The sequence below is a fragment of the Nitrobacter sp. TKz-YC02 genome, assembly GCF_049852135.1.
In the GTDB taxonomy this organism is placed as follows: domain Bacteria; phylum Pseudomonadota; class Alphaproteobacteria; order Rhizobiales; family Xanthobacteraceae; genus Nitrobacter; species Nitrobacter vulgaris.
Window position 1 is genome coordinate 1,825,869 of the sequence record NZ_CP180728.1, and the last position, 24,674, is coordinate 1,850,542.

At 59.7% G+C, this 24,674-nt stretch carries 19 protein-coding genes; 8 read left to right on the plus strand and 11 right to left on the minus strand.

Annotated features, from left to right (window positions below; translation table 11 throughout):
• Positions 1-13: 13 nt before the first annotated feature.
• The gene (locus ACM561_RS08670; protein WP_425909462.1) at positions 14-1,507 is read right to left on the minus strand and encodes a caspase family protein; all 1,494 of its coding nucleotides are present in this window, start codon (positions 1,505-1,507) and stop codon (positions 14-16) included.
• 542 nt (positions 1,508-2,049) lie between these two features.
• Between ACM561_RS08670 and ACM561_RS08675 the strand changes: the two genes are divergently transcribed.
• Together ACM561_RS08675 and ACM561_RS08680 are read left to right on the plus strand one after the other, a co-directional pair.
• Entirely contained in the window at positions 2,050-3,501 is a 1,452-nt protein-coding gene (locus ACM561_RS08675) for a DEAD/DEAH box helicase (RefSeq protein ID WP_425909464.1), read from the plus strand.
• Positions 3,502-3,687: 186 nt separating this feature from the next.
• Entirely contained in the window at positions 3,688-4,767 is a 1,080-nt protein-coding gene (locus ACM561_RS08680; protein WP_425909465.1) for a GGDEF domain-containing protein, read from the plus strand.
• Between the two features lie 16 nt (positions 4,768-4,783).
• Here ACM561_RS08680 and ACM561_RS08685 read toward each other — a convergent pair whose 3' ends face one another.
• From ACM561_RS08685 to ACM561_RS08715, 7 genes are all read right to left on the minus strand, one after another.
• A complete protein-coding gene (locus ACM561_RS08685) occupies positions 4,784-5,188 on the minus strand; it encodes a HesB/IscA family protein (RefSeq protein WP_079446802.1) in 405 nt (134 codons plus the stop codon).
• 59 nt (positions 5,189-5,247) lie between these two features.
• Positions 5,248-5,628, minus strand: coding sequence for a DUF59 domain-containing protein (locus tag ACM561_RS08690; protein ID WP_079446803.1), 381 nt, complete (start codon positions 5,626-5,628; stop codon positions 5,248-5,250).
• A complete protein-coding gene (locus ACM561_RS08695) occupies positions 5,625-6,869 on the minus strand; it encodes a cysteine desulfurase (RefSeq protein ID WP_425909468.1) in 1,245 nt (414 codons plus the stop codon). Before ACM561_RS08695 ends, ACM561_RS08690 begins: the two co-directional genes overlap by 4 nt.
• A 141-nt stretch (positions 6,870-7,010) precedes the next feature.
• A complete protein-coding gene (sufD, locus tag ACM561_RS08700; protein ID WP_425909470.1) occupies positions 7,011-8,333 on the minus strand; it encodes a Fe-S cluster assembly protein SufD in 1,323 nt (440 codons plus the stop codon).
• A gap of 64 nt (positions 8,334-8,397) precedes the next feature.
• Positions 8,398-9,147 carry a Fe-S cluster assembly ATPase SufC gene (sufC, locus tag ACM561_RS08705; RefSeq protein ID WP_079447019.1) on the minus strand — a complete coding sequence of 250 codons (750 nt, stop codon included), beginning with the start codon at positions 9,145-9,147 and terminating at the stop codon, positions 8,398-8,400.
• 143 nt (positions 9,148-9,290) lie between these two features.
• On the minus strand, positions 9,291-10,772 hold the full coding sequence (gene sufB / locus ACM561_RS08710; protein WP_425909471.1) for a Fe-S cluster assembly protein SufB: 1,482 nt from the start codon (positions 10,770-10,772) through the stop codon (positions 9,291-9,293).
• Positions 10,773-10,853: 81 nt separating this feature from the next.
• Complete coding sequence (locus ACM561_RS08715; RefSeq protein WP_425909473.1) at positions 10,854-12,014, minus strand: cysteine desulfurase family protein; 1,161 nt, start codon at positions 12,012-12,014, stop codon at positions 10,854-10,856.
• Between the two features lie 197 nt (positions 12,015-12,211).
• On the opposite strand from ACM561_RS08715, the gene ACM561_RS08720 reads away from it, so the two are divergent.
• Positions 12,212-12,859, plus strand: a complete 648-nt coding sequence (locus tag ACM561_RS08720; protein ID WP_079446807.1) for an alpha/beta hydrolase — start codon at positions 12,212-12,214, stop codon at positions 12,857-12,859.
• A 110-nt stretch (positions 12,860-12,969) separates the two neighbouring features.
• Here the strand turns inward: ACM561_RS08720 and ACM561_RS08725 are convergent, their stop codons facing one another.
• The gene (locus ACM561_RS08725) at positions 12,970-14,070 is read right to left on the minus strand and encodes an anhydro-N-acetylmuramic acid kinase (protein ID WP_425909474.1); all 1,101 of its coding nucleotides are present in this window, start codon (positions 14,068-14,070) and stop codon (positions 12,970-12,972) included.
• Positions 14,071-14,228: 158 nt separating this feature from the next.
• On the opposite strand from ACM561_RS08725, the gene tyrS reads away from it, so the two are divergent.
• Entirely contained in the window at positions 14,229-15,482 is a 1,254-nt protein-coding gene (gene tyrS / locus ACM561_RS08730; protein WP_425909475.1) for a tyrosine--tRNA ligase, read from the plus strand.
• Between the two features lie 66 nt (positions 15,483-15,548).
• On the opposite strand, the gene ACM561_RS08735 is transcribed toward tyrS, so the two are convergent.
• Positions 15,549-19,178 (minus strand): DUF3971 domain-containing protein, encoded by a 3,630-nt coding sequence (locus ACM561_RS08735; RefSeq protein WP_425909477.1) that lies wholly within the window; start codon positions 19,176-19,178, stop codon positions 15,549-15,551.
• Positions 19,179-19,472: 294 nt separating this feature from the next.
• Here ACM561_RS08735 and ACM561_RS08740 point away from each other — a divergent pair, with 294 nt between their 5' ends.
• From ACM561_RS08740 to ACM561_RS08755, 4 genes are all read left to right on the plus strand, one after another.
• Complete coding sequence (locus tag ACM561_RS08740) at positions 19,473-20,090, plus strand: peroxiredoxin (RefSeq protein WP_425909478.1); 618 nt, start codon at positions 19,473-19,475, stop codon at positions 20,088-20,090.
• 99 nt (positions 20,091-20,189) lie between these two features.
• Entirely contained in the window at positions 20,190-21,557 is a 1,368-nt protein-coding gene (locus tag ACM561_RS08745; RefSeq protein ID WP_425909480.1) for a M23 family metallopeptidase, read from the plus strand.
• Positions 21,558-21,769: 212 nt separating this feature from the next.
• Positions 21,770-21,943, plus strand: coding sequence for a hypothetical protein (locus tag ACM561_RS08750; RefSeq protein ID WP_425909481.1), 174 nt, complete (start codon positions 21,770-21,772; stop codon positions 21,941-21,943).
• Between the two features lie 102 nt (positions 21,944-22,045).
• Complete coding sequence (locus ACM561_RS08755) at positions 22,046-23,926, plus strand: ABC-F family ATP-binding cassette domain-containing protein (RefSeq protein WP_425909483.1); 1,881 nt, start codon at positions 22,046-22,048, stop codon at positions 23,924-23,926.
• Positions 23,927-24,057: 131 nt separating this feature from the next.
• Here the strand turns inward: ACM561_RS08755 and ACM561_RS08760 are convergent, their stop codons facing one another.
• Positions 24,058-24,576 (minus strand): hypothetical protein, encoded by a 519-nt coding sequence (locus ACM561_RS08760; protein ID WP_425909485.1) that lies wholly within the window; start codon positions 24,574-24,576, stop codon positions 24,058-24,060.
• Positions 24,577-24,674 lie beyond the last annotated feature (98 nt).

The following is a 24,674-nucleotide window of genomic DNA, read 5'->3' on the forward strand; positions in this document are numbered from 1 at the left end:
TGGAGCCAAGAAATCAGCGACGGAAACTTTTGATCTCCGATACGCTGCCGTCGCGATAGGTCAATTCAACCGATATGGTTTTCGTTGCAGGCGGCAGCTTCAAATATGGCGTGGCGTCATGCGGAATTGCGACGGGATCAAGCGGATCGCAGGGCGGCATCTTGAGCGCGCGATCCGGCACCGACGAGTCGATTCCGATCTTCACCTCGCGGATCGCGCAGCGATATGACATCAGGTGGGTGTAATAGACGAGTAGCCCATTAAACTGACGAAACGACAACCAGCTCGTGGCAGTCATGTCGAGGATTTTCCGCTGATCGCGGACCAGTGCGGCATCCGGATCGAACCGGATCGGAAATGGTCCCTGTACTTCGCCGTTGGCATCGACATAGCGCATCTGGATTGTCGCGGCCGGCGCGTCGGCGGCAAGCTCGATCGCAGGATTTGGCATGCGCTTTCGGGTTCGTGGATCGAGCGTATCGAGAAAGCCGGTTTCCTTGAACTGGCCGCTGTCATCCATGCGCCAGGAAATCCCGAGCGCGGGATCGGCGATCGAGAACACGACGGTCCACCCGCCGTTGTGGCGCGAGAAATTTGCAATCGGCGCGTTGACCGCTTCGTTGGACGGCGGCTTGAGCGGTGCGACGGGTAGCGCTGCAACCTTCTGGGCAGGCTCGGCGTGCGCCGTCAGCGGCTCTGCTTTGGTAGGACCGTTCAGAAAGACATCGTCGACCATCTGATCGAAATAGACCGGCACTTGCTTGTGCCGCACCGTCTCGGCCATTTCGCTGACGGTGCGGCGGGTGCGCTGCGCCACCTGCACCATGGTCTCTCCGGGCTGCACCAATTCCTTCGCGAAGATGCGGGTGAATACCGAGTTCGGATTGCTGTCGTTGTCCGACAGACGATCGAGCGCCGTCTGGCGGGGGCCGGCCGAAAACACCGAGAACACGCCTTCCGGCAGTTCGGTCATCGGTGCGAGTCCTGCGCCGCCGGCAACCGCGCGCGTGCCCTTGCGCTCGAACGGATTGTTGCGGCAGGCATCGAACACCAAAACCGACGTGCGGGCCTTCCTGTTCTGCAACCTCTCAACGATGCGGTCGGCGAGGATCGAAGCGTCACGGACTAGCTCCTCCTGCCCTTCGGTGGCGGCCGGAACATCGGTCGGTAGCAGATAATTCTGGCCGGCGATTTCGAAGCCGTGACCAGCGTAGAAGAAGAACGCGGTGTCGCCGGCCTCGATCTGCTGATCGAACGCCAGCAGCGTCTGGCTAAATGCCTGACGGGTCTGGTTTTCCGCAACCATCACGCTGAAGCCGAGTTGCCTCAACGCGTCACCCATGGTTCGGGCATCGTTGACGGCCTTCTGAAGTTTCGAAACGTTCCTGTAGTCGTTGTTGCCGATCACGAGTGCGATACGCTTGGCGGCCAGCGCAGGGCTTGCGAGCACCAGGAACGCGGATGCAATGCCCAACAGCGTCGCGCGTTCGACCGAAATGCCCCTCATTCCAACTTTCCCATATTCCGTGTTTCAGCGATCACCGCGCGCAAAGCAAATTGGATTATGCCATAGTCGGCCAAATATCGACCGCGGTTCATCCCGTTGCCGGCTGCTTTGCCGACCGGAAAAACTCCACCTGCCGAAAATCTCCGCCCGGATTAGGCAGAAACATTAAGGTTTTTCGGCATTTCGCCATTTCCGCATTGACTTTGGCTGGTTCGCCCCTATGTTCCGGCCAACGCGGCCCGGGACCCGAACACGATTTCCCGGTGAGCCGCCCGTCAGCGTAAGTCAGAGCCCCCTTCGCTTTTATGAGCACGCCGTTAAGGGGTTGAGCGCGACAGCCTTTTACCTTCGATTCCGAACGGCGGTTTCGGCGAGCGTCCTGAATACGAAGTTCGCCCCGCATGGACGCGGGTGACGAGCGAGCTTCGTATTCGAGAGGACGCTCGAAAACGAAGTATGCTAGTGCGGTTTGGTTCAGAAGTTCTCTTAATGAATCTGCCGCACTTCTGAAGAGAACTTCTGAACACCGCACTAGAGGCTCAATGTCTTTTTCTCATCTCGGTTTGTCCGACAAGGTGCTCGCCGCTGTTGCGGCCGCAGGTTATACCTCCCCTACCCCCATTCAGGACCAGGCTATACCCCACGTGCTGGCGCGTCGCGATGTCCTTGGCATCGCTCAGACCGGCACCGGCAAGACCGCCGCCTTCGTCCTACCCATGCTTACATTGCTGGAGAAGGGCCGTGCCCGGGCGCGAATGCCCCGCACGCTGATCCTCGAGCCGACACGCGAGCTCGCCGCTCAGGTGAAGGAGCAGTTCGACAAGTATGGCGCCGGCCAGAAACTCAACGTGGCGCTTCTGATCGGCGGCGTTTCCTTCGGCGATCAGGATTTGAAGCTGACTCGCGGCGTCGATGTGCTGATCGCAACTCCGGGCCGCCTGCTCGATCACACCGAACGCGGTGGCCTGCTGCTCACGGGCGTCGAACTATTGGTGATCGATGAAGCCGACCGGATGTTGGATATGGGTTTCATTCCCGACATCGAGCGCGTCTGCAAGCTGGTGCCGTTCACGCGGCAGACCCTCTTCTTCACGGCGACGATGCCGAACGAGATCCGTCGCGTCACGGACGCCTTTCTGCACAATCCCGAAAAGATCGAGGTCTCCAGGCCCGCAACCACGGCGGCGACCGTGACGCAATCGCAGGTCAGTTGCAGCCGCGAACCGCACGAGAAGCGTGAGCTGCTGCGCCACCTGCTGCGCGAAGCCAAGGAGCTCAAGAACGCAATCATCTTTTGCAACCGCAAGCGCGACGTCGCCATTGTTTATAAATCGCTTCAGAAGCATGGCTTCAGCGTCGGCGCCCTTCACGGCGATATGGATCAGTCGGCGCGGACCGCTTCACTCGAGCAATTTCGCAAGGGGGAACTGCCGCTGCTTGTCGCCTCTGACGTAGCTGCCCGCGGTCTCGACATTCCCGAAGTCAGCCACGTCCTCAATTTCGATGTCCCCCACCATCCCGACGATTACGTCCATCGCATCGGCCGCACCGGCCGCGCCGGTCGCGCCGGCACCGCAATCACGATCGTTTGCCCCGTGGATTTCAAATCACTCGCAGCCATCGAGAAGTTGACCGGTCAGGCTATACCCAAGGCAGACCTTCCCGGCTACGATGTTGGTGCGAACGAAGTAGTCGCGGAAGCCGGTGCCAGCGAAGCGGCTGCAGGAAAGCCTTCTCGATCCCGCCAGGCACGCGACAAGGGCGGCGAGAGTCATGCACGCGGCGGAAAGCGCGAAGCCCGCAAACCGCGCCGTTCCAGTGGGGATCGCCAGAGGCACGAGGCCCCTGCCGCGCCGGTCGCAGCATCCATAGCCGCGCCGTCGCCGCCTTCAATCGGACGCGCACCCGCACCACGCCGGGAAGCGGTCTCCGAGCCGGGAGACCATTCACACCTGCCGGCGTTCTTGCTCCGCCCGATCCGCGCCCGCGGCTGAACCTTTCGGCCGGCGCGGTTCTCCACCGGCCGGCTCGTTGAAAACACCGTTTACCGCGCGTAAACCCCCTGCTGCTATCTTCAACCAATATTCTACGTTTATTTTTTTTGTCGTTTTGAGACGACGATTGCACGAATCGTCGGCGGGGCCGCATCAGTGGTTGAGCTAGACGAACATGAACGCACCATGGCGTTCGCCGAGTTGGCGCTCGGCCAGATCCGATCGTTGCGGCAGACCGCGGTCCCACGCAACTACGAAATCTGGTACGTCTACGCTGCCGGATATAATCGCTCCCTCAGCAGGATCATTAATGAGACGCTGACGCGCAACGGCACGCTGAGCGATGCCGACCTCGAACAGATCTACGAAACCTATCTTTCTCCGATGAGGACTACCGAACGCATCGATAAGCTCGGTGCGCGGGTCATCAATGAGATCGACGACGTGATGGCCCTCATCGCCGATGTGCTCGGCATGACGGCCGGTTTCGATGATAGCCTGAAGAGCGCCGCCGAGAAACTCGGCGCTGCCGGTAGCCGCGAGCAGGTCAGGACGGTCATCGAAGCGCTGATGAAGTCAACCCGCGAGATGCAGGAAACCAACAAGGCGCTGGAGAATCGGTTGGATCTCTCGAAGGTCGAGATCAGCAACCTTCAGCATAGTCTTGAGGCCATCAGAGCCGAGAGCATGACAGATCCTCTTACCGGTCTCGGCAACCGCAAGTATTTCGATCGAGCCGTGGCGGATGCCGTGGCGCGGGCGACTGGTGAAGGCAAGCCGCTGTCACTCCTGATGTTCGACATCGACCACTTCAAGTTGTTCAACGACAACTATGGACACCTGACCGGTGACCAGGTCCTGCGGTTGGTCGCAATGTCATTGAAGCAGACCATTAAGGGCCAGGACATCACCGCGCGTTACGGCGGAGAAGAATTTGCGGTTGTGCTGCCAAGCACCGCGCTGAAACAGGCGTTGGCGGTCGCGGATCATATTCGCCGCGCCGTGATGGCCAAGGAATTGAAGAAAAAATCGACTGGTGAGATCCTGGGTCGCGTCACGGTCTCTATCGGTGTCTCGATGCTTCGCCGCGGCGACACCCCGGATTTACTGATTGAACGCGCCGATGCCTGTTTGTACGCCGCCAAGCGCAACGGCCGCAACCGTGCCGTTTGCGAGACTGATCCGGAATATTTCGCTGGCACCGAAATCGCGTGGCCCGACGCCTCTTCGCTCGCCAAAAACACTGACCGCGATTGTTCGTTGTAACCCGCTTAAGTATCGACTAGCCGTCGATTTTGGCGGGCGCGAGCTGCACGGATTCACCGCACCCGCAGGCTGAAACCTGGTTCGGATTGTTGAAGACGAACTGGGCTTGCATCTTTTCAGCCTTGTAGTCCATCTCGGTGCCGAGCAAGTACAGCACCGCCTTGGGATCGACCAAAATCTTGACGCCCTTGTCCTCGACCACTTCGTCGGTCGGTTTAATATCGTGAGCGTACTCCACCGTGTAGGATTGACCGGCGCAGCCACCGTTCTTGATACCGACCCGAAGGCCGACGATTTCCGAATCGGCTCGCGCCGCGAGTTCCTTGACCCGATCCGCGGCGGCGTCAGTCAACCGCATGACCTGTGGACGAGGCCGGGGTTTCGGCTTGGCTGCTGGTGTGCTTGGCGTCATGTCTGTCATCTGGTCAATCCTGACGGCGATTCAAGCCCGATCATAGCATCGGGACGGGCGTAAGATAGTCACCACATATTCAGGACGAGGCGAGCCTCGTCGGTCATCCGATCGGGCATCCACACAGGTTCCCAGACGATGCTGACATTGACCACCCCAACGCCGGGAACGCTTGCGACGGCGTTTTCAACCATAGTCGGTAGTTCGGCCGCCGACGGACAGCTCGGCGACGTCAGCGTCATCTCGACGTCGACAGCGCGATCGTCCTTGATGTCGACTTTGTAGATCAGGCCGAGTTCATAAATATCGGCCGGAATTTCCGGGTCGAACACGGTTTTCAGCGCGGCCACAATTCCCGTGCCCATACGCTCGGTTTCATCTGGCGCCAGCGCTGAGCTGGTCTGCATGTGGCAGGTCTTGTTTACAACCATTTCGGCTACGTCGCTCATGAGAACAACTCCCGTGCCTTGATCAGCGCTTGCGCCAGATGATCGACTTCCTCGCGGGTATTATACATACCGAACGAGGCGCGGCAGGTCGCCGAAACGTTGAACCGCTCTAAAAGCGGCATCACGCAATGCGTCCCGGCGCGAACCGCGATACCGGCGCGGTCGATCACGGTCGCAACATCGTGGGGATGCGCACCCTTCATCTCGAACGAGATCACGGGCCCCTTGTCGCGGGCAGTGCCGATGATGCGCAGCGAGTTGATCTCGCGCAGCCGCTCCTGGGCATAGGCCAGAAGATCGTGTTCGTGCGCCGCGATGCGCGCCTTCCCGATCGAATTGACGTAATCGATTGCAGCGCCAAGCCCGATCGACTCGACGATCGCGGGCGTGCCTGCCTCGAACTTGTGCGGCGGATCGCCGTAGGTGACCCAATCCTGCGCGACCTCACGGATCATCTCGCCGCCGCCATTGTACGGGCGCATGGAGACGAGATGATCATGCTTTGCATACAGCGCGCCGATACCGGTCGGACCGTAGAGCTTGTGGCCGGTGAAGACATAGAAGTCGCAATCAATGTCCTGCACGTCGATGGCAAGATGCACCGCAGCCTGACTCCCGTCCACCAGAACCGGGATGCCGCGCGCATGAGCCAGCTTCACAACGTCCTTGACCGGAACGAGTGTGCCGAGCGCGTTCGACATCTGCGTGATCGCCACGAGCTTCGTCCTCGGCGACAGAAGCTTCTCGAATTCCTCGATGAGGAAATTGCCGTCGTCGTCGACGGGAGCCCACTTGATGACGGCGCCGTGGCGCTCGCGCAGAAAATGCCATGGGACGATGTTGGAATGATGCTCCATGATAGAGAGCACAATCTCGTCGCCCGTCTTGATGTTCGGCTCGCCCCATGACGATGCCACGAGGTTGATCGCCTCGCTGGCATTACGGGTAAAGATGATTTCCTCGGTCCGTCTTGCGTTCAAAAACTGCGCGACCCGCGCGCGACCGCCTTCATAGGCTTCGGTTGCGGCGTTGGCGAGATAATGCAGCCCGCGATGGACGTTGGCATATTCAGTCTTGTAGGCCTCCGTCATTCGGTCGAGCACGGCGTTTGGCTTCTGCGCCGAGGCGGCGTTGTCGAGATAGACCAGCGGTTTGCCGTAAACCTTCATCGCCAGCGCCGGAAAATCCTCGCGCACGCGCATGACATCATAGGAACCGTTGGCAACCGCCGGATGCGTCATATCACTCCACGTCCATATCCATCGTTTCGGAGTCGGGCCTTGAACCGCTCCTGTGTAAAGGAACCGCTCTCGTCATTGCGGCTTGCGATAATTGGCGTCCGCCGGTTTTCGCGGTGCAAAGCAATACGAGGCCCTGTCCATTCACCCTCTTGCCGCGAGCCACCGCTCGGCGGCCTCGATAACAACATCACGCAAGCCATCATCGGCAACGGTTTCGATCGCCTCACCGACGAACGCTTGAATCAAAAGCGCCTGCGCTTCCTTTTCCGAAAGACCGCGTGCACGCAGATAGAACAGCAGGCTTTCGTCGAGTGCGCCGATTGTCGCGCCATGACCACAGGTGACATCATCAGCGAAAATCTCAAGCTCGGGCTTGTTGTCGGCTTCGGCGCCATCGGACAGCAACAAAGCCCGCGTCATCATCTTGCCATCGGTCTTTTGCGCATCGGGCCGCACGATGATCTTGCCCTGAAACACCGAGTGCGCCTGATCGTCCAGGACAGCGCGGAACACCTCGTTGCTGCTGCAATGTGGTACGGCATGATCCAATACCAGCGTCGTATCGCCGTGTTGGCGACCATTGAGCAGATTGACGCCGTTCACGTCCGCGTGGGACCCCTCACCGGTGAACTTGATGAAGCCTTGATATCGGCTCACCGCCGCGCCGCTCGTGAGATTGAGGGAGTTGAAACGTGCATTCGCGCCAATTGTGACGATCGCGGTGGAGATGTTAGCGGCATCATTGGCATCTTCGACAAGTCGGACATGTTGCAGTTCGGCGCCGTCGCCAATCCACAACACGACCGAGTCATGAGCCTGATAGGCAGCGGCACCCTCGGCTGCGACGAAACTTTCAACCAGCGTGGCATGTGCGCCATTTGCCAGCCGCAGCAACGAACGCGTGAATGCCGCGGTGTTGGATTGGGTGGTAATATGGACGATATGCAGCGGCTTGGTCAGCTTCGCATTTTCGGCCACATCGATGACAACGCCATCGGTGGCCATCGCGGTGTTGAGCGAAATCATCGTATCGGATGCCGCGGTAGTGATCAGCAGATCGGCGCGAGCGGCAACGTCGTTGCTCTCCAGAATGTCACGCAGCGCCCGCACCTCAAGGCCAGTTTCGGGCGCCTGATCGGATAGTTGCGGTACGAATACTCCGTCAACCAGCACCAGCTTGTGCATAGCGCTCGCGCCACGCGCGATGACAGCCTTGGCCGCGCGCGCCAATGCCGCCTGATCTGGTGCGGCAGCAAGCGGCGCAATCTCGCGCAATAGTGTGCGCAAGTCGGTGTATTTCCATTCTTCAATGCGCCGGTACGGCAGACCTCGCTGAACGAAATCGTCGAATGCGACCTGCCGCACTTCGTTCACCGGACCGGATCCCGGCAAACGGTCACGCGCCGCGGCAAACAGTTCTGTGGTCGCGCGTTCCGTAGCCGGCTTTACCAATGCAACATCCATGATCAAATCCGTTCAGATCATATTTTCCGCATGATCTCGTCCGAAACCGAAGGCCACGTCCGAACTACGCTTCCTCGAATTGTGCATATCCGGACGCTTCGAGCTCCAGCGCTAAATCCTTGTTTCCGCTCTTCACGACACGGCCCTTCGACATCACGTGCACGAAGTCGGGCACAATGTAATTGAGTAGCCGCTGGTAGTGCGTGATGACGACCATGGCGCGATCCGGTGATCGCAACGCATTGACCCCATCGGCCGCAACGCGAAGCGCGTCGATGTCCAGTCCGGAATCCATTTCATCGAGAATGCATAGGCTAGGCTCGAAGAGTGCCATCTGCAGCACTTCGTTGCGCTTCTTCTCACCGCCCGAAAAGCCGACATTGATGCCTCGGCGCAGCATGTCCTGCGGAATGTTCAACGAAGCCGCGACGTCACGCACCTTCTTGAGAAAATTCGGCGTCGAATATTCGCTTTCGCCGCGGGCCTTGCGCTGCGCGTTCAACGCGGTGCGCAGGAAGGTCATGGTGGCGACACCGGGGATTTCCACGGGATACTGAAAAGCCAGGAAGACGCCTTTCGCCGCGCGCTCGTCAGGCTCCATCTCCAGCAGGTCCTCACCCTTGAACAGGATTTGACCGCCGGTAACCTCGTAGCCGGGCTTGCCCGCGATGACATGGCTCAACGTCGATTTGCCGGAGCCGTTCGGCCCCATGATCGCATGAACTTCGCCCTTGTTCACAGTCAGCGACAGGCCGTGAAGAATTTCACGCTCCTCGACACGGACCTGCAGGTCTTTGACTTCAAGCAACGGCATCATTCATCCTTCGCTATCGTTACGTCATCGCGAGGAGCGTGCTCGTGCCGCGAAGCAATCCGGCGTTTCCATCGGTGGATCGCTTCGTCCAGCGCAAAACCGGCACAAAAGCCGACTTTGAAGCGAGCTCGCAGTGACGTGGGTTAACCCACACTTCCTTCGAGCGAGATCGAGATCAACTTCTGAGCCTCGACCGCGAATTCCATCGGCAACTGCTGCAGCACGTCTCTCACGAAGCCATTGACGACGAGGCCGACGGCCTCTTCCTGCGACAGTCCGCGTTGGACGCAATAGAACAGCACGTCTTCCGAAATCTTCGACGTCGTCGCCTCGTGCTCGAACAGCGCCGAGGTATTCTTGGCCTCGATGTACGGCACGGTGTGAGCGCCGCATTTGTCGCCGATCAGAAGCGAGTCGCACGCGGTGAAGTTGCGCGCATTGGTCGCCTTGCGGTGCGCAGTGACGAGGCCGCGATAGGTGTTCTGCGACTTGCCCGCCGCGATGCCCTTGGAGATGATCCGGCTCGTGGTGTTCTTGCCGAGATGCAGCATCTTGGTGCCGCTGTCGACCTGCTGGTAGCCGTTAGAGATCGCGATCGAGTAAAACTCGCCGCGCGAATTGTCGCCGCGCAGGATGCAGCTCGGATATTTCCAGGTGATGGCGGAACCGGTCTCGACCTGGGTCCACGAGATCTTCGAATGAGCGCCGCGACAGTCGCCGCGCTTGGTGACGAAGTTGAAGATGCCGCCCTTGCCCTCGGAATTGCCGGGGTACCAGTTCTGCACCGTCGAATACTTGATCTCGGCATCGTCGAGCGCGACCAGTTCGACGACCGCGGCGTGCAACTGGTTCTCGTCGCGCTGCGGCGCCGTGCAGCCCTCGAGATAGCTGACATAGGCCCCCTTGTCGGCGATGATAAGCGTACGCTCGAACTGGCCGGTGTTGCGCTCGTTAATGCGGAAGTAGGTCGACAGCTCCATCGGACAACGAACGCCCGGCGGGATGTAGACGAACGAGCCGTCGGAGAACACCGCCGAATTCAGCGTCGCGAAGAAATTGTCGGAGGTCGGCACCACGCTGCCGAGATACTGCTTCACCAATTCCGGATGCTGCTGAATAGCATGCGAGATCGGCATGAAGATCACGCCGGCTTTCTTCAGCTCCTCCTGGAAGGTGGTCGCCACCGAGACCGAGTCGAACACGGCATCGACCGCGACTTTCCGCTCACCCTCGGGGCGAACAACGCCTTCCAGCGCCTCGACCTCGCGCAAGGGAATGCCAAGCTTCTCGTAGGTCTTCAGGATCTCCGGATCTATCTCGTCAAGCGAGGCGATCTCTTTCTTCGGCTTCGGCGCGGAATAATAATAAAGATCCTGATAATCGATCTTCGGGTAGTCCACCCGCGCCCAGGTCGGCTCTTGCATGGTGAGCCAGCGGCGGTAGGCCTCAAGCCTCCACTCCAGCATCCATGCGGGCTCGTTTTTCTTTGCGGAAATAAACCGGATGGTGTCTTCGGACAGTCCCTTAGGGGCCTTCTCGGACTCGATGATCGTCTCGAATCCATACCGGTATTGATCGACGTCGATCTGGCGAACCCGATCGACCGTCTCTTGTACGGCTGCCATTCCTACCTCCGCTCGCGGTTTCAAGGACCACGGTGGATTGAATTCTTGGTGGCTTGCTGCAATTCTAAGGAAGAAACCGTCTTAGAATGGTTCAAGCCCTGTTTCGTCCCTCCTTAGTAGTGCACCTGAAAGCTTTCGCCAAGTCTTAATAGCCCGATCGACGTCCGCCTCCGTGGTCTCCCAGCCCAGAGAGAACCGTAATGCGCTCCGGGTCATTTCCGGGCCGTACCCCATTGCTTTCAACACATGCGAGGGCTGGACTTTGCCTGACGAGCATGCGGAACCTGATGAGACGGCCACCCCCTCAAGGTCAAATCTGATCACGGCCGTCTCCGCTTTCAAGGTAGGAACTCCGAAAAGTGTCGTATTCGGCAGGCGCTCGATCTCCTGCGAGAAGATCACGCTGCCTGGCGTTTGTCTCAAGCCGTTCTCAAGCCGGTTGCGCAGCGTTTGAACTCGGGCCATGTCTGTAGCGCGGCCTGTTTCCGCCGCCATCACAGCGGCCCCGAAGCCCGCGATGCCGGGCACATTCTCGGTTCCGGCACGACCACCCTGCTCCTGACCGCCTCCCCTTATCAATGCACTCGGACGAATCTGGTTCTCCGCGAAAACCAATGCGCCCATCCCTTTCGGACCGCCGACTTTGTGCGAAGAAATTGATAGAAGGTCGATATTCAGTTCTTTGATATCAATATTGATTTTTCCAATAGCTTGAACCGCGTCAACGTGCAACAGACCACCTGCTTCGTGGACCAGATGAGCGGCTTCGGCGACTGGCTGAATGGCGCCGGTTTCGTTATTGGCCAGCATGAGCGAGACCAGCGCCGGAGGCCCCTGCGCGAGCAATGTTCGCAAGGCGTCGAGGTCCACCAATCCCGAGCGATGGACCGGCAGACGCGCAACCCGATCCGGCGCAAACCGGCCCCCTGCCAGGACCGAAGCGTGTTCTATGGATGAAACTATAAGATTATCAATATCTTGTTTTTGTTTACTGTTGCTGGGAGTTAACGCCAAGGTGTTGGCTTCTGTCCCGCCTGACGTAAAGATAACGTTGTGGGGTCGGCCTCCTACTGCATCCGCGACCCTCACCCGCGCATCTTCTACGAGGCCTCGCGCTCGCCTGCCTTCCGCGTGAACGGATGAAGGATTGCCGAAGAGGTCCCACGCCGCGGCCATTGCGTCGCGTGCCTCGCGCCGAAGCGGCGCGGTTGCGTTCCAGTCAAGATAAGTTCGTTCCTGCATGTGGTTGCGACCATACGACATTTTCGGCGAATGCGGACATAGCCGCGCAAGATGCTTGCTTTTCGCCCCTCGCCCTATGCTAGAACGCGGCGGTGTTCACTGGCCACTTTCTGCATCGCCGTGCGGTGGGCCTGTTGCCTCGTCGTCAGGCTACGAACCGAACCAGCCCGTGGGCGGCCGATTTGCCAAGGATTCCGATGCCTGAAGTCATTTTTACCGGTCCTGCCGGCCGTCTCGAAGGCCGCTATCACCCGGCGAAGCAGAAAAATGCCCCGATAGCGATGGTCCTGCATCCGCACCCCCAGTTTCGTGGCAGCATGAACCATCCGATCGTCTATCAAGTCTACTATGCTTTCGTGGCGCGAGGTTTTTCTGTGCTGCGTTTCAATTTTCGCGGCGTCGGCCGTAGCCAGGGCTCGTTCGACCACGGTACCGGCGAATTGTCGGACGCCGCGGCGGCACTCGACTGGGCGCAGACCATCAACCCGGAGGCACGGGCCTGTTGGGTCGCCGGGTTTTCCTTTGGCGCCTGGATCGGAATGCAGTTGCTGATGCGCCGGCCCGAGGTGGAAGGCTTCATCTCGATCGCACCTGAGCCTAACCGTTACGATTTCTCGTTTCTGGCGCCTTGCCCATCGTCGGGCCTCATCGTCCATGGCGAGAAGGATATCGTCGCGCCCGCCAAGGATGTCACGACGCTGGTCGAGAAATTGAAGACCCAGAAAGGCATCGTGATCGATCAGCAAACCATTCCGGGTGCGAACCATTTCTTCGAGGACAGGATGGAGCCGTTGATGGAGACGGTTACCAGCTATCTCGATATGAGACTCGCCAACATCCGATAGCTCATCGCGGCGAAGCCGGACCCCTGCAAGGCTCACCCTCGTTACGATCCCGGTTCCGCGCAGCAATTGCTTGTTGGCCCCGCCTCGGACTCACATCGGCAGGCGATGGCTCAGGGTCGCACGATCACGCCGCCGGTCATCGGCACCGGCACCCCGGTAGTCGCCGGATAGCTCAACGGCAAGCCTTTGAGGCCTCTCGCCGCGAGATAGCCGAAGGCTTGCGCCTCCATCGCATCAATCGACCAACCGAACGCATCTGCGGGCTCGACCGTTGCAGGCGCAACTCTTTCCCGCAGCATCTCAAGCATGATCGGATTGCGGGCGCCGCCGCCAGCGACGATCCACCTTTCTGGCATCTTCGGCAACAGCGGAATAATCTGCGCTATGGCCGCTGCGGTGAAGGCCGTCAGGGTTGCGGCACCATCGGTCGGCATCATGTCGTGCAGGACGAGCGAAGCGAAATCGTTGCGGTCGAGAGATTTGGGCGGGGGCAGCGTGAAGAACGGGTGCTTCAAGGCGCGCGCGATCCAGTCCGCGTCGGGATGGCCCTCTGCCGCCAGCCGGCCGTCGCGGTCGAACGGCTGGCCTGTCACGCGGAGCATGAAATCATCGAGCAGCGCGTTGCCCGGTCCGGTATCGCAGGCGATCAATGTATCGGCGCCGTCGATATAGGTGATGTTGGAAACGCCACCGATATTGACCACGCAGATCGGTCCCTCGCAACTGAGCGATTGCGCCAGCGCGCGATGATAGGCGGGGACGAATGGCGCGCCCTGTCCGCCGGCGGCTACGTCGGCCGCGCGAAAATCGTGCATTACCGGAACGCGGATCGCTTTCGCCAAAGCCGCCGCGTCACCGATCTGCACGGTCAGCCGCTGAGCGGGCCGATGCAGCACGGTCTGACCGTGGAAGCCGACGATATCGATATCCTCCCATACGATGCGGTTTTGCGCGATGAACGCCGCAACGGCTTCGGCGTGCGCCAAGGTCACGGCGCGCTCGGCGTCGCCGATTACGCCCGGTCGCGCGTCGCGCCGCGACAAACTGACAGCCTCCGCGAGCGCCTCACGCAACAAACCGCGCTCGAAATCCGTGTAGGGACGATAGCCGGTCGGCCCGAACGCGGCTACTCGCTCACCGTCGGTTTCGATCAAGGCGACATCGATGCCGTCCAGAGAGGTACCGCTCATCAGACCGATTGCCGTCATCATCGCCTTGCGGTCTCCAGTTGCCTTCTGCGGGCCGGCTTGTGCCGAACGCACACTTCTTATAATGGCACACAGCGAAGCCTGGCGGCGGTGTCCGGCCATGATCCACCGGAATCGAGTTTGCGACAGAGCCTAACAAGAACGATCGGGGTCCTATAGCCATGGCCGCCTTCAAGTCCGATTTTCTCAACATCCTTCAGGAACGAGGCTTCATTCATCAGTGCTCCGACCTCGAGGGTCTTGATACGTTGGCCGCAAAAGGCGAGGCAACGGCTTACGTCGGCTACGATTGCACCGCGCCGTCGCTGCACATCGGCAACTACCTGACCATGATGATGCTCTACTGGCTCCAGCAGAGCGGCAACAAACCGATCACGCTAATGGGTGGCGGAACCACCATGGTCGGCGATCCCTCCGGCAAGGATGAATCGCGCGCGATCCGCAGCGTGGCGGAAATCGAGTCCAACAAGGCCAGCATTCGCGGCGTATTCGCCAAGGTGCTGCGTTACGGTTCGGCCGCGAGCGACGCGGTGATGCTGGACAACGCCGAGTGGCTGACCAAGCTCAACTGGATCGAGATGTTGCGTGACATCGGTCGGCATTTCTCGGTCAATCGCATGCTGACGATGGACTCCGTTCGCCTCCGCCTTGAGCGCGAACAGGAGATGAGTTTCATCGAATTCAACTACATGATCTGCCAGGCTTATGACTTCGTCGAACTGTCGCGCCGGGCCGGCTGCCGGCTGCAGATGGGTGGCTCGGATCAGTGGGGCAATATCGTCAATGGCGTCGATCTCGGCCGCCGTATGGGAACGCCTCAGTTGTTCGCGCTGACGACGCCGCTATTGACGACGGCATCGGGCGCGAAGATGGGAAAGACCGCGCAAGGCGCCGTCTGGCTCAATGCGGACGCCTTCAGCCCCTACGATTTCTGGCAATACTGGCGCAACGTCGAGGACGCCGACGTCGTCAAATTCTTGAAACTGTTCACGATCCTGCCGATGAGCGAGATCACAAAACTGGCTGCGTTGCGGGACGCCGAGATCAACGAGGCCAAAAAAGTGCTCGCGACCGAGGCGACCGCGCTTCTGCATGGTCGCCCCGAGGCTGAGAAAGCTGCCGACACTGCGCGCATGACCTTCGAACAAGGCGCGATCGCCGAGAGCCTTCCCACGCTGGATATTTCGCAGAGCGAGCTTGCAAGCGGTACAGGCGTGCTCGCGCTGTTTGTAAAAGCGGGTCTTGTCGCCTCAAACGGCGAAGCGCGTCGCCAGATCAAGGGCGGCGGCCTTCGCGTCAATGATGTCGCCGTCGCCGACGAAAAGATGATGCTGACACCGGACCACCTTACGCCCGAGGGTGTGATCAAGCTCTCAATGGGCAAGAAACGCCATGTCTTACTACGGCCTGCATAGCGCATTCCGGAGGTATGGATTGATTCCGATGTCGCACCTGCGTTCAAGCAGCGATTTGGCGAGTGTTCAGTTGTCGGTCGGTGACGGAAACTCGATCTGATTAGCCGTTCTTCCGGTCTGGAATTCAAAAATCTTGCGCACCAGTCCGGGCGCCATGGCAGAGATCGGGTTGACGCGCAGTTGCGGTTGCCCCGGGGTTCCCACCACCTCATAGGTCACGCCGATCAATCCCTCGTCGCTACCGCCGCCAAGGATCAACCCGACGACCGGAAGCTGTCCAAAGATGTTATTGAGCCCGTACATCGGGACGAACGTGCCGCTCATGCGAACTTCGTTGGCAGGATAGTCGATCTGGCCTTCGATGGTCGCGCCGATCGTCGGCCCCTTGACGACACCGTCGCGGACCGTGAGCTGTCCGTTCTGGCGGGTGAATTCCGCGCGCAGACGCGAAAATGAAATGCCGCTCTGAGCGGTCCGAGGGCCACTCGCCGCAGCGCTATCCAGAGCCGTTTCGCCCTTGATCGTAAAATCGCGGACGTTGATCAGCCCCTGCTTGGCGCGCGACTCGGCTGTCGGCGGATCCATGGCCAGCGTGAGCTGACCGCCAAACATTTTTCCGTAGATATCGGTAAAACGGAAGAACGCGCCCGCGTCGTTGGTCTCGATCAAAATGACGTCGCGGCCCTGCGGACGCCCACGCAGATCGCCCGAGAGGGATGTATTACGTCCGATCTTGCCACTCATGGTGAGGCTGCGGACCGATCCATTACGCCGGGCCATCTTCACGTCCGCGCTGCGAATGGCTTCGCCGTAAAACCCGGCGACAGCGCCGATCTTCAGGTCGATGTCGAAATCGACGTTCTTGGACTTGCTTTTGGCGTCGGCCTGCTTTCCCGAGATCGTCGATTTGAGAAAGCCGCGGCCGTCGAACACGTCGCCGCGCATGACGACCTTCATCACGCCGTCAGAGTTTCGCTCCACCTTCAGAGTAGCCCTGTCACCTTCTGACGGCGCGTAAACCGGGAAGTTCACATTCAACAGATCGCCGTTTTGATCGACCTCCAGCGATCCCTTTATCATGACGCCGCTGCCGTCGATAACGATGTCCTCCAGACGCGTGGATTGCGCTTTATGCACGACATTGAACGTCGCGTGCCCTGACTTTCCCGGTAGCTTGACCCAGCCGGGCAGAACGTTGTCGAGTTTCAAGGATGTGAGATCGGCATCGATGGCGAATTTGCTGTCCCTGTCGCGGCTAATCTTCCCGACCAGCTTGATAGGAATCGAACCGGTTGCTCCTGCGCCGAGATCGACTCCGAGCTTTGCGCGGCTCGCATCATCCAGCGTGGTCTGCAGTTTGATGTCTGCATCGCCCGCGGCCGGCTTGCGGTAGTCCAGCGAAGCAGGCTGGCCGTTGATCTTGACGTCGCCCTTGACCTGGTACCCCTCGTTGTTGGCGGCTACCTTTAACGTGCTCGCTTCAAGCTTCTGATTCATGACTAGCTTGTCGGCGGCAAAACCCGTGAGATCCGCGGTGATGGAATAGGTGGTGTCCTCCTTGGTGATCTTTCGCGTGAGCGGCAGGCCCAAAGCGATCTGTGCCGCAACCGTCCCCTTGCTGGAATTCGGATCGATTAAATTATCGGTGAATTCGCGGAGGCGGTCCGAGACAAGAATTTCGGCGGCTGCGGGGACCGGAGCATCGATTCTGAATTTCACTCTTGCCAGAGCGGGTTTGGGTGCCAAATCCGGCACCTCGAAAACGACGTCGGAAATGTTGAGCTTTCGGCCGGACGGAGTATCGGCGGCGGCCTGGGAGATTGTTACCGTCGCTGTTCTTCCTGTCACCCGCGCCTTTAAGTCGGCGTCATGGACCGAGGGCATTTCATCAACGGGATGCAGGGTCACATTGCGAGCAACGATGTCAACCGAAAGCCCGTCATCCGGCATCGGTGGCCCGCGTCGCGACAGGTTGTGAAGTGGCGAATTCACGCCAATCTCAATGCGCTGGACCGAGCCTCGTTCAATTCGCTGGATCACCCATTCGCGCAACTCCGGCACGATCAGAGCCGGCCAAATACTCTTGAGGGCGGCGGCAGACATCGGCGTCCCGGCAAAGCCCAGTTTCAGGCGCGGCGGGTCCGAATAGTCGATGCTGCCCGTACCTGCGACGCCGATCTCACCGTTGCTGATATCTGCTTGAGTGAGAATTACCTGCCTGTGTTCGGTGTCGAAACGCAGGCCGATCGCGATGCGATTGAGGATCAGAGGCGTTAAGCCATCGGAGCCGGCGAGCACGATGGTGCCGCCGCTCAAACCCATCTGCCAGTCCGGAATATCGTCATTCGGAGGCTGAAGACGGGCGAGCAGGGTAATTCTATTTTCGCCGGACACCATCTTGAACGGTGCCACCAGGACACGCCGTCCCGAATCCCATTCCATGTTCATTTCGATCTCATCGATCGCCATGGGATAATCCGGCGTGTCAGAGTCGATGATCGTGCCTTTGCCGGCGACAAGACTGCCGCGCATATACGTGGGCAAGCCGTCGCGACCAATCTCGCCTTTCAGTTCGCCGCTGAGCGGCATGTCGGCGCTGTAAGTGAGGTCCTTGACGCGAAGAGCAAGCAAAATGTTCTTTGCTGGAATGCCAGCGGCTTGAAGATCAATCGGACGGACACCATTCGCGGGCGGTCCGACCGTGACGTGAAGCGACCACCCCTTGCTGCCGCCTTCGCTGACAGTGAATGCGACGCCGCCCGTGCCCGGCCTGCGAAGGCTCAGGCTGATGTTGCTAAAACTCCAACGGTTGCCGCGCTGCTGGTCATCAACCACCAGTCTCCCGTTCTTTAGACCGATCTCGTTGAGATTTTGGCCATCAAGCCCCCTTACGCCGAGGCCGTCGAGCCACTCCAACCCTGCCAACAAGGTGCTCGCGTTCCCGCCGTCTTCTGAAATCGCCGGCACTGCGGTCGGGGCGTCGGGGAATTGTTGCGTTCCCTTTGTCGGCAACGATGTTTCGGAGGATATGGCTGTTGATGGTAAGTCAGATCGTCGCGTTGGCGCGACGCCCGTGGCAAGCGGCTTAGCGTTATCACCTGTCGAAACAGTGACTTGGCCGTCCGACGTAATTCTAACCGCAAGTTCGGCGTCGACCAGATTGAGACTTTCGGCACGCAACCGGCCGGTCAACAACGCTATACCGGACAGTCTAACCTCGGCCTTAGGTGCGCTCGCGATGATGACATGATCGCGGTCACGGACGACGACGTCACGAATACGAACCGCGATACGAATTCTGCCGGCCCGCTCGATTTGCGTGCCGCCAATTTCCACCGTGTTGTCGTGACCAATGTTTTCCTCGATCGCAGCGACAAGCCAAGGCGTCATCATGTCGAGATTGACGGGACCAGCGCCGAGGCGCCACCAGAGCGCACCGAACCCGCCCGCGAACATGACCGTCAGGACCAAGCCGGTGATCGCGAGCCGTCTGACCCAGCGTTCTCCCGCCAGCCAGTTTCTGAATTTCACGAATCGGTCGCCGACTCTGTCGAATCTGGAATCCGACCGCGACAGCAATCGACGTATGCGACGATTTTGGAGTTCGTCGTCCTCGTCCCAGCCGGCACCCTCTCCTTGCGAGACCTGATGATCGCCGTGCAATTTCGGATTTCGTGTCGGCGTCTTATTAGCCATTGCCTCTCAGTGCCCGCTTGGTCCGGAGCTTTCGCCCTTATCGGTCCGCGCGCCGCTTCCGGACGAACGTTCCTGTAATGGCCCTTCGGCTAATCCCCGATTTGGCGTGTTACGCGTCATCCGGCTCCTGGTGCCCACTTGAACAGAATGTGGGGCGGACAACTCGTCGAATTCCTTGTAACCGAACCCGCGGTCGGCAGTCATGCACAGCGGCGGCGGTCTGACCGATTCGCCCTCGGCATCCCCCGCAGTCGAATGGATACTGAGCGTTGGAAAGCGACGAAAGGAAGGCGTATGTCCAAGAAGATACGCAAGAAATCCTCCAAGTCGGACAGTTCTGGGACTGCCCGGGCTGCGACGGTCAACCGCATAAAACCGGCTCGCAACGTCGATATGACAGCGAGCGAGAAACCCAAATCAGGCCCGACTTCGCCCTTCTCACAAGCGGGTGAGCTTGCGGAAGGCTCTCCGGCGCCACCATTCAACCTCCCGAGGGAAGACGGCACCCGCGTTTCGCTTACCGATTTTGCCGGAACGAAGCTCGTGATTTTCTTCTATCCGCGCGCAGGCACCCCGGGCTGCACCAGGGAGGCTATGGATTTCACCCGGCTGGCAAAAGAGTTTGCGGCCAGCGGAACGATTGTGATGGGCGTGTCATCCGACTCCGTAAAGGCTCAGGAATCGTTTCGAAACAAGCATAAACTGTCCACTCCTCTTATTTCGGACGAAAAGCACGACATGTTGAAAGCGTATAACGCCTGGGGCGAAAAATCCATGTATGGCAAAACTTTCGTCGGCGTTCTTCGTACAACCGTGCTGGTGGACGAAGCCGGGCGGGTCGCTCGTATCTGGCGCCGCGTCAGGGTCGAAGGTCACGCGGACGAGGTGCTCGCGGCAGCGCGAGAACTGTAAAAGCGCACCGCCATTTTCCGAAAATTAACCATGAAAGGTTCAAATCAGCATCGAAGTTGAGCCGTCTGAAGCCTGTTTCAGGTCGGCACAGGAGTATCGATGCCGTACCGTTCCAGTCAGTGTGCCGAGTACCCGCCGCATCGCACTCACGATCATGATCGACATCCTTCGCGCTACGCGGCAGCGGCTAGCTTGTCGCCGGGAATGAGGGAAAAGCGGAGCGGTTACACTTTTGCTCATGGCGGCAGACAGGTTCGGTTTGGCCCGGTCGTGTTCTGGATTGCGGTCGGAACCGTCACGCTGCTCGGGATCTGGTCGGCTGCGACTGCGACCTATTTCGCCTTCCGCGATGATGTGCTGACGCGGCTCATCGCCCGGCAGGCCGACATGCAATATGCCTACGAAGATCGCATTGCCGAATTGCGCTCGCGAGTCGATCGTACCACCAGCCGTCAATTGATCGATCAGGAACAGTTCGAGAGAAAGCTTGACGAGATCATGCGCCGTCAGACGGTGCTTGAATCTCGCGCAGGTGCCCTGAGTGCCATATCTGAGGTTTCAGTAACGGGGTCAATCAAAGGGTCGGCCCGGAAGGCGGGAAACGACGCTGACGCAGGCTCATCGCGGTCTGAAAAGCCCTCGCCGATCAACGATACTACTGCTTCCGAGGCGCTACCCGATCGAGGCGCGCCCCTTGACTTTCGCCAGCCGGCCAATGCCCGTCCAAAACCGGTCCCGCTCATGAACGTCACCGGCGAGGACAATAGGCTCTTGCAGCTGAAATCCTCGCTCGATCGGGTCGAGAGCCGTCAGATCGCCGAGTTGAGTTCGATCGCGGATGGTATGGATTCCCGCTTGCACCGGATGCGTGGAGTTTTCTCCGATCTTGGACTGAGCGTGGCGAAGATGGCGACCGCCACGCTGTATCCCGGCACGGGTGGGCCCTATGTGCCTGTCAAGCTGCGATCCGATTCTGATCCGTTCGAGCGTCAGCTTTACCGCGTCAACCTGACGCGTGCGCAGATCGACCGGCTGGATCGCGCGCTCGCCCTTGTTCCCTATCGCAAGCCGGTCGTGGGAGAGCTCGAATTTACGTCCGGTTTCGGCGTTCGCGTCGATCCGTTCGTTGGGCGACCGGCAATGCACACCGGGCTCGATTTTCGCGCTACGGCGGGAAACCCCGTGCGGACGACGGCGAACGGAAAGGTCATCTCCGCGAACTGGACGGGTGGCTATGGCCGGATGGTCGAGGTGGATCATGGCAATGGCTTGTCGACCCGCTACGGTCACCTTTCGGAAATCGATGTGAAGATCGGCCAAACCGTTAAGGCCGGACAGGTCATCGGTGAGGTCGGATCGACGGGCCGTTCGACAGGTCCGCACCTGCACTACGAAACAAGGATCGACGGGGAAGCTGTCGATCCTCAGAAATTTCTGCGAGCGGGCACGCGCTTGAACAATGGCTAGCCGAGAATGACGACTTGCTCGGCCTCGGTTTCGTATACGCGGGGCCGGCCCGGCCTCCGATTTCCGAGACCTTGGCCCGTCTAAACGTTTGATTTCCACATCGGCTGTTATCCTCGGGCTTGCAGATACTGCACGCGATAGGCCATATCCTCGAAACAATTTGCCGCTTCGGGGCTTAATCCTCTAGCGCACCGCAGGGACACTGAACGACAATGCCCGACCGAATCGCTGAAAGCGCCGATCGGATTGATCCGCAGACCAGCAAAGAGGTCGCGAAAGCGATTGGCGAGCGGCTGCGGACCGACCTGCGGCCGGAAGAGCCTGAACTACCTTTCCGGCTTCAGATGCTGTTGCAACAGCTGAGTGCGCAGGACGCCCACGGCTGACCTCCTTGCGCTGGTCTCGTTTCGGTTGAAGCCTTCGCCGCATTTGCTTCCGAACGACCACAAACGAGTTGCGTTTGGCCGGCGCAGCGGTGAAAAACAACCATGCTGTCCATCACCGATATTTCGATCCGCATCGCCGGACGGCTGCTGATCGACCATAGCTCTGTTCAGATCGTGCCCGGCGCTCGTGTCGGCTTCGTCGGGCGTAACGGCGTCGGAAAATCGACGCTGTTCCATGCCATACGCGGTGAGCTGCCGACGGAAACGGGGACCATTGCCGTTCCGCCGCGCTGGCGCGTCGGCAGCCTCGCACAAGAAGCTCCCGACGGCCCTGAAAGCCTGATCGAGGTGGTGCTGAAGGCCGACATCGAACGCCACGCGCTGCTGCATGAAGCCGAAATTGCTCGCGATCCACACCGCATCGCCGACATCCAGACGCGTCTCGTCGATATCGACGCCCATTCCGCACCCGCACGCGCGGCGTCGATCCTGAGCGGTCTCGGATTTTCAACGGCGGACCAAGCCCGCCCCTGTTCGGAATTCTCAGGCGGCTGGCGTATGCGCGTCGCGCTCGCGGCAACCCTCTTTGCTGCACCCGATTTGTTGCTGTTGGATGAGCCGACCAACTACCTCGATCTCGAAGGAACACTCTGGTTGGAAGATCACCTCGCGCACTACCCGCGCACGGTCATCATCATTAGTCACGACCGCGACCTGCTCGACACATCCGTCGATCAGATACTGCATCTCGATCGCGGCAAGCTCACCCTCTACAAGGGTACCTATTCCTCGTTCGAGGACCAGCGCGCTGCCCGCGAGATGCTCGATGCCAAGCACGCCAGGCGGCAGGCCGACGAACGCAAGCGGCTTCAGGATTTCGTCGATCGCTTCAAGGCCAAGGCCTCGAAGGCACGCCAGGCGCAGTCGCGCGTGAAGATGCTCGAGCGCATGAAGCCTGTGACGGCGTTGGTGACACAAGACGTGCGCGAGATTTCGTTTCCCGTGCCGGACAAGCTGTTGTCGCCGCCGATCATTGCCGTTGACGAGGCAGTCGTAGGTTACGATCGGGAATCGCCAGTCCTCAAGCGCGTAACCTTACGGATCGATGAGGATGATCGCATCGCCCTGCTCGGCGCCAATGGCAACGGCAAGTCCACCCTCGTCAAACTGCTTGCCGGCAAGCTCCAACCGTTCGCCGGCAAAGTGGTGTGCGCCGACAAGCTATCGATCGGCTATTTCGCCCAGCATCAGACCGACGAACTGGACCTCGACGGCTCGCCCTACGATCATGTGCGGCGACTGATGTCAGATGCCCCCGAAACAAAAATTCGCGCTCGCGTGGGGGGCATCGGCTTTTCAGGCAAGGCGGGCGACACCCTTGTTCGAAGCCTTTCGGGTGGCGAAAAAGCGCGCCTTTTACTCGGGCTTGCGACGTTCTTCGCCCCCAACATGATCATTCTTGACGAGCCGACCAACCATCTCGATATCGACAGCCGAGCCGCGCTTGCCGAAGCAATCAACGAATATCCCGGTGCTGTCATTATGGTCTCGCATGACCGCTATCTGATTGAGGCCTGCGCCGATCGGCTCTGGGTTGTGGCAGACCGCACCGTAACTCCTTACGACGGTGACCTCGACGATTACCGCCGCGCGGTTTTGTCGGCACGCGGCCTCCGCACAAACGGTCGCGACCGCGGGTCGTCTGGCGAGCGCGACGACGGCCGTGACAAGCCGCGGCGCGAGAGGATCGAACGGCGCGCGCCGCTCAAACAGAAGATTACGGCCGCCGAGGCCGAGATCGAGCGAATCACCGGCATCATCGCAAAAATCGACGCCGCCCTTGCGTTGCCGGATCTGTTCAAGCGTGAGCCCAAGCAGGCGGCGCAACTCACCAAGGCCCGGGCCAGCGCGGTCGACGCCCTGCAGCGCGCTGAGGAGGAATGGCTGGAGGCCAGCTCGTCCTACGATAACGCCCTAGGCTGACGAAACCGCCGCTGAAAACTTTAGTGTTTTCGAGCGCGGCGGATGCCGGTTTGCGTGAAGAAAACGCGTTAAATCAAAATCATAGAGCCAGGATTTTAATTCTATTAGAAGCGGAGCTCCAGCTCACGCTCCTACCGTTTTTTCGCTCGCCGCTCCGGCTTCTGAGGTGCTGCTAGTTCAGGCGCCCGCTCGATCGAGGACAGACGTCCCGCCGAAAATGTATAAGTTCCGGCGCGTGGTCCTCTCAGGAACGTCAAGACTGCAACACGATCCCCCCCAGGATTGTTGGAGAGACTCACATTGTCTGGCGCCACGCCGATGCCGCGCGTCACGTCGCATTCGGTATGACCTAGCGCCACCGTACCCGTTGCAGTTGGCGGAGCAGCGGTAGCGTTGTCGGAGGGTGCACCGGATCCCCCTGCGCCGATCGGCGGCGCCATCCCCGTACAAAGACCGTCCGCACTGATGAGGTCGTCCGGCGCGACCGGCTTGTCCGGCGTGAGCGGCGGTGTTTCAATCGAAACGTTCTTGACGAACACCCTGCCGGATCTCGAAAACCAGTCCGCATCCTTCGACAGCAGATCTGACGACAATATATCCGATGCGCTGCCGCAGCCCGATACAAGCGGCGCCATCAGAAGGAGCGACATCAAGGCCCTTCGGCGAAATCTGGGCTGTCTCACGACGAATTTTATCCCGACGGATCGTAGAAAACCTGTCCCACCACCTATTTGCGGCGTGACCATGA

Excerpts from the sequence above, each read along its gene's own strand:
- sufC (WP_079447019.1), bottom strand. The coding sequence starts at position 9,147 with ATGCCGTTGCTTGAAGTCAAAGACCTGCAGGTCCGTGTCGAGGAGCGT.
- ACM561_RS08695 (WP_425909468.1), bottom strand. The coding sequence starts at position 6,869 with ATGACGCATCCGGCGGTTGCCAACGGTTCCTATGATGTCATGCGCGTG.
- sufD (WP_425909470.1), bottom strand. The coding sequence starts at position 8,333 with ATGGATGTTGCATTGGTAAAGCCGGCTACGGAACGCGCGACCACAGAA.
- ACM561_RS08750 (WP_425909481.1), top strand. The coding sequence starts at position 21,770 with ATGCCCGACCGAATCGCTGAAAGCGCCGATCGGATTGATCCGCAGACC.
- ACM561_RS08725 (WP_425909474.1), bottom strand. The coding sequence starts at position 14,070 with ATGATGACGGCAATCGGTCTGATGAGCGGTACCTCTCTGGACGGCATC.
- ACM561_RS08740 (WP_425909478.1), top strand. The coding sequence starts at position 19,473 with ATGTCCAAGAAGATACGCAAGAAATCCTCCAAGTCGGACAGTTCTGGG.
- ACM561_RS08755 (WP_425909483.1), top strand. The coding sequence starts at position 22,046 with ATGCTGTCCATCACCGATATTTCGATCCGCATCGCCGGACGGCTGCTG.
- ACM561_RS08745 (WP_425909480.1), top strand. The coding sequence starts at position 20,190 with ATGCCGTACCGTTCCAGTCAGTGTGCCGAGTACCCGCCGCATCGCACT.
- ACM561_RS08690 (WP_079446803.1), bottom strand. The coding sequence starts at position 5,628 with ATGAGCGACGTAGCCGAAATGGTTGTAAACAAGACCTGCCACATGCAG.
- ACM561_RS08720 (WP_079446807.1), top strand. The coding sequence starts at position 12,212 with ATGCCTGAAGTCATTTTTACCGGTCCTGCCGGCCGTCTCGAAGGCCGC.
- ACM561_RS08680 (WP_425909465.1), top strand. The coding sequence starts at position 3,688 with ATGGCGTTCGCCGAGTTGGCGCTCGGCCAGATCCGATCGTTGCGGCAG.
- ACM561_RS08715 (WP_425909473.1), bottom strand. The coding sequence starts at position 12,014 with ATGCAGGAACGAACTTATCTTGACTGGAACGCAACCGCGCCGCTTCGG.
- ACM561_RS08670 (WP_425909462.1), bottom strand. The coding sequence starts at position 1,507 with ATGAGGGGCATTTCGGTCGAACGCGCGACGCTGTTGGGCATTGCATCC.
- ACM561_RS08685 (WP_079446802.1), bottom strand. The coding sequence starts at position 5,188 with ATGACAGACATGACGCCAAGCACACCAGCAGCCAAGCCGAAACCCCGG.
- sufB (WP_425909471.1), bottom strand. The coding sequence starts at position 10,772 with ATGGCAGCCGTACAAGAGACGGTCGATCGGGTTCGCCAGATCGACGTC.
- tyrS (WP_425909475.1), top strand. The coding sequence starts at position 14,229 with ATGGCCGCCTTCAAGTCCGATTTTCTCAACATCCTTCAGGAACGAGGC.
- ACM561_RS08760 (WP_425909485.1), bottom strand. The coding sequence starts at position 24,576 with ATGTCGCTCCTTCTGATGGCGCCGCTTGTATCGGGCTGCGGCAGCGCA.
- ACM561_RS08735 (WP_425909477.1), bottom strand. The coding sequence starts at position 19,178 with ATGGCTAATAAGACGCCGACACGAAATCCGAAATTGCACGGCGATCAT.
- ACM561_RS08675 (WP_425909464.1), top strand. The coding sequence starts at position 2,050 with ATGTCTTTTTCTCATCTCGGTTTGTCCGACAAGGTGCTCGCCGCTGTT.